Genomic DNA, 8368 nt, shown 5'->3' on the forward strand with positions numbered 1-8368 from the left:
GGCCCCGGCTGCCGTTGCGGCGACGCCTGCCACCCCGTCCTGAGTTTCTCGGGACCACAAGCGCCCGGCCTAGTGCCGGGCGTTTGCGTTTCTGCGCGGCTCAGGCGTCCAGGTAGCGCTGCGCCAGTTGCTCGGCGGCGAAGCGCGAAGGCGCAGCCAGGTGCGGCGCCACCAGCATCATCACCTGATAGACCACCAGGCGACTCTCGCCGTCGCTGCCGAGGATGCGCTGGTAGTCGAGGGAGAACAGCAGGGTGAGGGTGATCTGCTCCACCAGCTGGCCGAGGGCGCGGGTGTCGCTGACCAGTTGTCCCTCGGCCATCAGTCGCGCCAGCAGGGCGGCCAGGGTGCGCTTGAGCGAGTTCAGCCAGTGGCGGATGCCGCGCGCCAGCTTGGGCAGGCGCCCGGCCAGGTTGGACAAATCCTGGAACAGGAAGCGGTACTGCGCCAGGCGCTCGACGATCAGGTGCAGGAACAGCCAGTAGTCCTCGACGTCCAGCTGCGCCTCGGCGGGCGGATCGAGCAGCGGCGCCATCTCGGCCTGGAAGCGCTCGAACAGCTCCAGCACCAGCGGCTCCTTGCCGTGGAAGTGGTAGTAGAGATTGCCCGGGCTGATCTCCAGCTCGTTGGCGATCTCCAGGGTGGAGACGTTGGGCTCGCCCTGCTGGTTGAACAGCTGCAGGGCGGTGTGCAGGATGCGCTCGCGGGTTTTCATCCGGTCTTCTTGTCGGTGGCGCGGAGGCGTTGACGATAACGCGGCCGGCGCGGCGCCGGCCAGCCCTTCAACGGATATGCACGTAGGTGCCGGGCGCGGCCTCCATTGGCGGATGCTTCTGGTCGCCCAGCGCCAGCAGGGTCTCGCGCTGCTCGCCGGAGCGTGCCTGAATCCATTCCAGCCACTGCGGCCACCAGCTGCCCTGTACGTGCTGGGCATCGTGGTACCAGGCGCGCGGGTCCGAGGTCAGCTTGCCGTTCTCGTAGTAGTTGGCCTTGGGGTTGCCCGGCGGATTGAGGATGCTCTGGATATGCCCGCTGTTGGACAGGATGAAGCGGCGGTTGCCGCCGAGCAGCAGGGCCGAGCGGTACACCGCGTCCCAGGGGGTGATGTGGTCGTTGATGCCGGCCACGCTGAAGCTGTCCACCGTGACCTTGGCCAGGTCCACCGGGGTGCCGCAGACCTCCAGGCCGCCGGCGCGGCTGAGCGGATTGTGCTTGAAGAAGTCGATCAGGTCGCCGTGCAGCGCCGCCGGCAGGCGGGTGTTGTCGTTGTTCCAGTAGAGGATGTCGAAGGCCGGCGGCTGCTTGCCGAGCAGGTAGTTGTTGACCCAGTAGTTCCAGATCAGGTCGTTGGGGCGCATCCAGGCGAACACCTTGGCCATGTCGCGGCCGTCCAGCACGCCCTGCTGGTAGGAGCGGCGCTTGGCCGATTCCAGGGTCTGCTCGTCGGCGAACAGCATGGCCGGGCTGTCGATCTGGCTGTCCAGCAGGCTGACCATGTAGGTGGCGCTGGCCACCTTGCGCAGCTGCCGCTTGGCCTGCAGGTGGCCCTGCAGGGCGGCGATGGTCAGGCCACCGGCGCAGGCGCCGAGCAGGTTGACCTCCTTGCTGCCGGTGATCGCGCGGCAGGCGTCGACGGCTTCCTCGACCGCCTGCACGTAGCTCGACAGGCCCCATTCGCGGTGCCGCGCGTCCGGGTTGCGCCAGCTGATCATGAAGGTCTGCAGGCCGTTCTTCAGCGCGTACTGGACGAAGCTCTTGTCGGTGGACAGATCGAAGATGTAGTACTTGTTGATCTGCGGCGGCACGATCAGCAGCGGCTTGGCGTACTGTTTCTCGCTCATCGGCCGGTACTGGATCAGCTCCAGCAGCTCGTTGCGAAACACCACCGAGCCGGGGGTGCAGGCCAGGTTGCGGCCGACTTCGAAGGCGTGCTTGCTGACCTGGCTGGGCAGGCCGTCGTTGTGCAGCAGGTCGTCGAGCAGATGGCGCATGCCCTTGAACAGGCTGCTGCCGCCGCTGTTGAACAGCTCCTTGAGCGCCAGCGGGTTGAGCAGGCTGTTGGACGGCGCCAGGGCGTCGCTGAGGATCGCCGCGAGAAAGCGCGCGCGGGCGCGGTCGTCGGCCGACAGCTCGCTGTCGTCGATCCAGGCGCCCAGCTGCTTCTGCCAGGCCAGGTAAGCCTGCAGGCTGCGCCGGTAGAAGGGGTTGAGCTGCCAGGTGGGGTCGGCGAAGCGCGCGTCCTGCGGGTTGGTCTTGTGCAGCGTATCGCCGAGCAGCACGCGGCCGAGCTGGCCGCCGAAGGCGAGCAGGTGGCGGCTGCTGCGCACTGGATGCTTGAGCCCCTGCACGGCGAGCAGGCGCACGGTGGAGAGCAGGTCGCGGCCGCGCACGCCGACCACGGCGCTCTGGGCGTTCATGAAAGTGGCAGGCGTTGGCAGGGCGCCGCTATTGGGCTTGTCTCGCATGGGGCAACACTCCGTCGTCAATCCTGGTAGAGACTTTCAAGGTACGAGGCTGCGCAGCAAGCCTTGTACCAAGCGCGCCGGAAGGGCATTCCAGACAGCCGCGCGCATCAGGCGGAGGCGCCTCGGCGGCCTCCTTGTCGAGCAATCTGACAGCCTTGCACTACAGTTGTGCGCTCAATGCTGGCGTGCCGGGGCGGGCTGCGGGTGCATCACCGCGCGCTGCCGTTCCTCCTCGAGAAACTTCATGATGATCGGCGCCACCGCTTCGGCGCGGGTCACCAGGAACAGGTGGCCGTCGTCGATCACGTGCAGTTCGGCGTTGGGGATGCGCCAGGCCAGCAGGCGCATGTTGATCAGCGGGATCAGCGGGTCGTCGTCGCCGGCCATCACCAGGGTCGGCTGACGGATCTTGTGCAGCCAGTGGATGCTGGTCCAGCCGAGGCCGGCGAACAGCTGCCAGTAGTAGCCCATCTTGCCGCCGGAGCGCACCTTGCTGGCGTGCGCCATGGCCAGCTTGGGATCGCGGCGGAAGGCGCCGCCGTAGATGTCCGGGGCGATGCGCACGCCGTAGGACGGCTGCACGTAGCGCCGCGGGCTGGCCATGCGCCAGAGCACCTTGGGCTTGCCCGGCACCATCACCGCGCCGGCCGAGGTGGCGGCGAGGATCAGCTTCTTGCAGCGCTCCGGGTAGTCGTGGGCGAACTGCTGCGCCAGGGCGCCGCCCCAGGACACGCCGATGGCGTTGACCTGGCCGTAGTCGAGGTAGTCGAGCATGCGCGCCGCCAGCTTGGCCAGGCCGGGGAAGCGGTAGGGCGTGGCCGGGGTCGACGAGCCGCCGACGCCGGGCACGTCGAAGGCGATCACCTCCAGGTCCGGGTCGAGGGCCTGGACGAAGGGCATCACCAGCTCCAGGTTGGCGCCGATGCCGTTGAAGATCAGCAGCGGCACCAGCTGGCCGTTACCGGGGCGCACCGCGGTGCGGATGGTCTGACCATCGAGGTCGATGGTGCGAAATACGAAAGGTGACGGCATGCGCGCGGGCCCTATCAGTTGAAACGCTGGGGGCGACCGTCCCGGCCACTCCCAGATTCACCAGGGCGAGCCTGGTTCGCCGGCGTCGCGGCGAGCGGCACCTCCCAGTGCCGCAGGCAGTGTGGCGCAAACTGCGCCGAATCAGCGTTCGTGCACATAGGTGCCCGGGGCGGCTTCGCCGGCCGGATGTTTCTTGTTGCCCAGCGCGGTGGGCGCGTTCTTGGTCTTGCCCGAGCGCTCGGCCAGCCAGCTCTGCCAGTGCAGCCACCAGGAGTCGGCGTGCTTGGTCGAGCCTTCCTGCCAGGCCTTGGGGTCGGCCGGCATCTCGCTGTTGGTCATGTAGCGCGCCTTGGGGTTACCCGGCGGGTTGAGGATGCTCTGGATATGGCCGCTGTTGGACAGCACGAACTCGCACTTGCCGCCGAACAGGTGGGCCGACTTGTAGCAGGAATCCCAGGGGGTGATGTGGTCGGTGGTGCCGGCGACGCAGAAGAAGTCGCAGGTGACCTGCTTGAGGTCGATCGGCGTGCCGCAGACCTCCAGCGCGCCCGCACGGGTCAGCGGGTTGGTCTGGAACATGTCGATGAATTCGCCGTGCAGGGCGGCGGGCAGGCGCGTGGTGTCGTTGTTCCAGTAGAGGATGTCGAACACCGGCGGCTCGTTGCCGAGCAGGTAGTTGTTGACCCAGTAGTTCCAGATCAGGTCGTTGGGGCGCATCCAGGCGAACACCTTGGCCATGTCGCTGCCTTCCAGCACGCCGGCCTGGTAGGAGCGGCGCTTGGCGGCTTCCAGGGTCTTCTCGTCGGCGAACAGCGCCACCTGGGTGTCGAGCTGGGTGTCGAGCACGCTGACCAGCAGGGTCAGGGCATGCACCTTTTGCTCGCCGAGGGCGGCGTAGTGGCCGAGCAGGGAGGCGGTGGTCAGGCCGCCGGAGCAGGCGCCGAGCATGTTGACGTCCTTGCTGCCGGTGATGGCGCAGATGACCTCGATGGCTTCCTTGAGCGCCTGGATATAAGTGGACAGGCCCCACTCGCGCTGCGCCTTGGTCGGGTTGCGCCAGCTGACCACGAAGGTCTGCACCTGGCTGCGCAACAGGAAGCGCGCCAGGCTCTTGTCCGGCGACAGGTCGAACACGTAGAACTTGTTGATCTGCGGCGGCACCACCAGCAGCGGACGTTCGTGCACGCTCTCGGTGATCGGCTTGTACTGGATCAGTTCCAGCACGTCGTTGCGAAACACCACGGCACCCTCGGTGGTGGCCAGGTTCTTGCCGACCTCGAAGGCCGCCATGTTCACCTGGCTGGGCATGCCGCCGTTGTTGACCATGTCCTTGGCCAGGTGCGACATGCCGTCGAGCAGGCTCTTGCCGCCGGTTTCGAAGAAGCGTTTGAGCGCGGCCGGGTTGGCCATGCTGTTGGACGGTGCCATGGCCTCGGTCATCAGGTTGATCACGAAGTGGCCGCGGCTGGCGTCCTGCTCGGACAGCGAGCTGTGCTCGATCCAGTCGTGCAGTTCCTTGCGCCAGGCCAGGTAGGTCTGCAGGTAGCGGCGGTACAGCGGGTTCTGGCTCCAGGCCGGGTCGGCGAAGCGGCGGTCGCCGTCCTCGGGCTTGAGCTCGGACTGGCCGAGCATGACGTTCTTCAGCTCCAGGCCGAAGTGGGCGACGTGCTTGGCGCTGTGGAAGGGTTGCTTGAGCGCCTGGGCCAGCACCATGCGGGCAGAGGTCAGGAGGTCCTTGCCGCGAATGCCGACCACCGGGTTGAGTCCCAGGGTGTTTTCCGAGGCCTGGCGTTTCAGGTCTTCGTTGTTCTTGTCACTCATCTACGACGCTCCATTGTCCTGAGACGAATACCGGCGTGTTGGCGCGCGCGGCGACACAGGGCCTGGTACTGCTCGGGTTACCGGGGGCGGATCGAGTCCGCATCTTTCGTTGCACCTGGCGCAGCCAAATGCAGGGAACCTGCCAGTTCCTTGGTTACCCGAGTTTGTGAAGTTAAGCAAGCCGGTCAATGGCGCGGGAGTATGCCGCGATAGATTAGAAAACGCGCCCTAACTCCGCCGAACCTGAGCCGCGGGCGCAGGGCCGCAGGCTCTGCGACGAGGCTTTGCCCGAAGGCTCAGAGCATCAGACGGACGACCGATTCGTCGGGGTCGCGGGATTTGCCGGCGGCGCTGAGCTGGGCCAGGTAGTCGGCCCACAGCTGCTCCTGGCGGGTGGCCAGTTCGAACAGGTAGTCCCAGGTGAACAGGCCGCTGTCGTGGCCGTCGTCGAAGCACAGTTTCAGTGCATAGTTGCCGGCCGGCTCGATGCGCTCGAGCCCGACATTGAGCTTGCCGGTCTGCAGGATGGGTTTGCCATGGCCCTGCACCTCGGCCGAGGGCGAGTGCACGCGGAGGAACTCGGCGCTGAGCGAGTAGCTCTGCTCGCCGTAGCGCAGCTCCAGGGTCCTGGAGGCCTTGTGCAGTTTGATCGCGCTGGGGATGGGCATGCTGGATTTCCGTTGTCGGTAGCCCGGATGCCATCCGGGGGCTTTCAGGGGCCCCGGATTTCACCCGGGCTACGGGGCTTACAGAATATAGCGCGACAGGTCTTCGTCCTGCGCCAGCTCGCCGAGGTGGCCGTTGACGTAGGCCGCGTCGATGCGGATTGGCGTAGCGCTGTGCTGCGCGGCCAGGTCGCCGGCGCTGAAGGAGACTTCCTCGAGCAGGCGTTCGAGCAGCGTGTGCAGGCGCCGCGCGCCGATGTTCTCGGTCTTCTCGTTGACCTGCCAGGCGATCTCCGCCAGGCGCTGGATGCCGTCTTCGGCGAACTCGATGTCCAGCCCCTCGGTCTTCAGCAGCGCGGCGTACTGTTCGGTCAGCGAGGCGTGCGGCTCGCAGAGGATGCGCTGGAAGTCCTGCGGGCTGAGCGCCTTGAGCTCGACGCGGATCGGCAGACGACCCTGCAGCTCGGGCACCAGATCGCTGGGCTTGGCCAGGTGGAAGGCGCCCGAGGCGATGAACAGGATATGGTCGGTCTTGACCATGCCCAGCTTGGTGTTGACCGTGCAGCCCTCGATCAGCGGCAGCAGGTCGCGCTGCACGCCCTCACGGGAGACGTCGGCGCCGCCGGTGTTGCCGCGCTTGGCCACCTTGTCGATCTCGTCGATGAAGACGATGCCGTGCTGCTCCACCGCCTCCAGGGCGCGGGCCTTGAGTTCCTCCTCGTTGACCAGGCGCGCGGCTTCCTCGTCGCGCACCAGCTTCAGCGCATCGGCGACCTTGAGCTTGCGGCTCTTCTTCTTGCCCTTGCCGAGGCCGGCGAACAGGTTCTGCAGCTGGTTGGTCATTTCCTCCATGCCCGGCGGGGTCATGATCTCCACGCCCATGGGCGACTCGGCCACTTCGATGTCGATTTCCTTGTCGTCCAGCTGGCCTTCGCGCAGGCGCTTGCGGAACAGCTGGCGGGTGTTGGAATCTTCGCTGCGCACCGGTTCGTCGCCGAAACCCTGGCGCGCCGGCGGCAGCAGGGCGTCGAGGATGCGTTCCTCGGCGGCGTCCTCGGCGCGGTGGCGGACCTTGGTGATCTCCTGCTCGCGCAGCATCTTCACCGCGGCGTCGGCCAGGTCGCGGATGATCGACTCGACGTCGCGGCCGACGTAGCCGACCTCGGTGAACTTGGTCGCTTCCACCTTGAGGAAGGGCGCATTGGCCAGCTTGGCCAGGCGCCGGGCGATCTCGGTCTTGCCGACGCCGGTGGGGCCGATCATCAGGATGTTCTTCGGCGTCACTTCCTGGCGCAGCTCGGCCGGCAGCTGCATGCGCCGCCAGCGGTTGCGCAGGGCGATGGCCACGGCGCGCTTGGCGTCGTCCTGGCCGATGATGTGGCGGTTGAGTTCGTGGACGATCTCGCGGGGCGTCATGGACATGGAATCGGGCTCGCTATCGAATCGGGATGAACAACCGGACGCTATTCGGCGGCGTCCAGTTCCTCGAGGGTCTGGTGGTGGTTGGTGAACACGCAGATGTCGCCGGCGATGCCCAGCGCGGTCTCGGCCACCTCGCGGGCGCTCAGCTCGGTCTTCATCAGCAGGGCGCGTGCCGCGGCCTGGGCGAAGGCGCCGCCGGAACCCATGGCGATCAGGCCTTCCTCGGGTTCGACCACGTCGCCGTTGCCGGTGATGATCAAGGAAGCGTCCTTGTTGGCCACCGCCAGCATGGCTTCCAGGCGGCTCAGGCTGCGGTCGGTGCGCCAGTCCTTGGCCAGCTCGACGGCGGCGCGCACCAGGTGGCCCTGGTGTTTTTCCAGCTGGCCCTCGAAGCGCTCGAACAGGGTGAAGGCGTCGGCGGTGGCGCCGGCGAAACCGGCCAGCACCTGGCCGTGGTAGAGGCGGCGGACCTTCTTGGCATTGCCCTTCATCACGGTGTTGCCGAGGGATACCTGGCCGTCGCCGGCCATCACGACCTTGCCGTGGCGGCGCACTGAAACGATGGTGGTCAAGGGGAGAGTCTCCACGCAGCGGGGCGAATTGCCCGGATGCAGACTCAGATGGGGGGGGCGCCGCGGCTTTTCAACCGACGGCGGACAAAAGGCGGATCAACGGACCTGGCGCTGCTGTAACAGCAGATTGCCGAAGCCGCTGGCGGCCAGGGTCTTCTGCGCGCCGGCCAGCTGTTCGCGGTTGGCGAAGGGGCCGACCAGCACACGGTGCCAGGTTTCCTCGCGCACCTTGCCGGTTTCCACCCGCACGTTCTGACCGAGCAGGATGATCTGCGCGCGCAGGCTGTCGGCATCGTCGCGGCGGCGGAACGAGCCGGCCTGGAGGAAGAACTGGGTGGTCAGCGGCGCGGCGGCGATCACCGGCGGCGGGGGCGGCGGCACCTGGCCGTTG

At 67.1% G+C, this 8368-nt stretch carries 8 protein-coding genes; all 8 read right to left on the bottom strand.

Features of this window, described 5'->3' with window-relative positions; translation table 11 throughout:
* Positions 1–100 precede the first annotated feature (100 nt).
* Positions 101–715: a TetR/AcrR family transcriptional regulator gene (locus N878_RS06620; RefSeq protein WP_021442879.1), complete on the bottom strand. Its 615-nt coding sequence runs from the start codon at positions 713–715 to the stop codon at positions 101–103.
* A 67-nt stretch (positions 716–782) separates the two neighbouring features.
* Positions 783–2465 (bottom strand): class II poly(R)-hydroxyalkanoic acid synthase, encoded by a 1683-nt coding sequence (gene phaC, locus N878_RS06625; protein ID WP_021442880.1) that lies wholly within the window; start codon positions 2463–2465, stop codon positions 783–785.
* 174 nt (positions 2466–2639) lie between these two features.
* Positions 2640–3497 (bottom strand): poly(3-hydroxyalkanoate) depolymerase, encoded by an 858-nt coding sequence (gene phaZ, locus N878_RS06630; protein ID WP_021442881.1) that lies wholly within the window; start codon positions 3495–3497, stop codon positions 2640–2642.
* A gap of 141 nt (positions 3498–3638) precedes the next feature.
* Positions 3639–5318: a class II poly(R)-hydroxyalkanoic acid synthase gene (phaC, locus tag N878_RS06635; protein WP_021442882.1), complete on the bottom strand. Its 1680-nt coding sequence runs from the start codon at positions 5316–5318 to the stop codon at positions 3639–3641.
* Between the two features lie 296 nt (positions 5319–5614).
* Positions 5615–5986, bottom strand: a complete 372-nt coding sequence (locus N878_RS06640) for a gamma-butyrobetaine hydroxylase-like domain-containing protein (protein ID WP_021442883.1) — start codon at positions 5984–5986, stop codon at positions 5615–5617.
* A 78-nt stretch (positions 5987–6064) separates the two neighbouring features.
* A complete protein-coding gene (hslU, locus tag N878_RS06645) occupies positions 6065–7405 on the bottom strand; it encodes an HslU--HslV peptidase ATPase subunit (RefSeq protein WP_021442884.1) in 1341 nt (446 codons plus the stop codon).
* A 41-nt stretch (positions 7406–7446) separates the two neighbouring features.
* Positions 7447–7977: an ATP-dependent protease subunit HslV gene (gene hslV / locus N878_RS06650; RefSeq protein WP_021442885.1), complete on the bottom strand. Its 531-nt coding sequence runs from the start codon at positions 7975–7977 to the stop codon at positions 7447–7449.
* Positions 7978–8073: 96 nt separating this feature from the next.
* On the bottom strand, positions 8074–8368 hold a 295-nt coding region (locus tag N878_RS06655; protein ID WP_021442886.1), incomplete at its 5' end, for an SPOR domain-containing protein.

Source organism: Pseudomonas sp. EGD-AK9 (assembly GCF_000465935.2).
Classification (GTDB): Bacteria; Pseudomonadota; Gammaproteobacteria; order Pseudomonadales; family Pseudomonadaceae; genus Aquipseudomonas.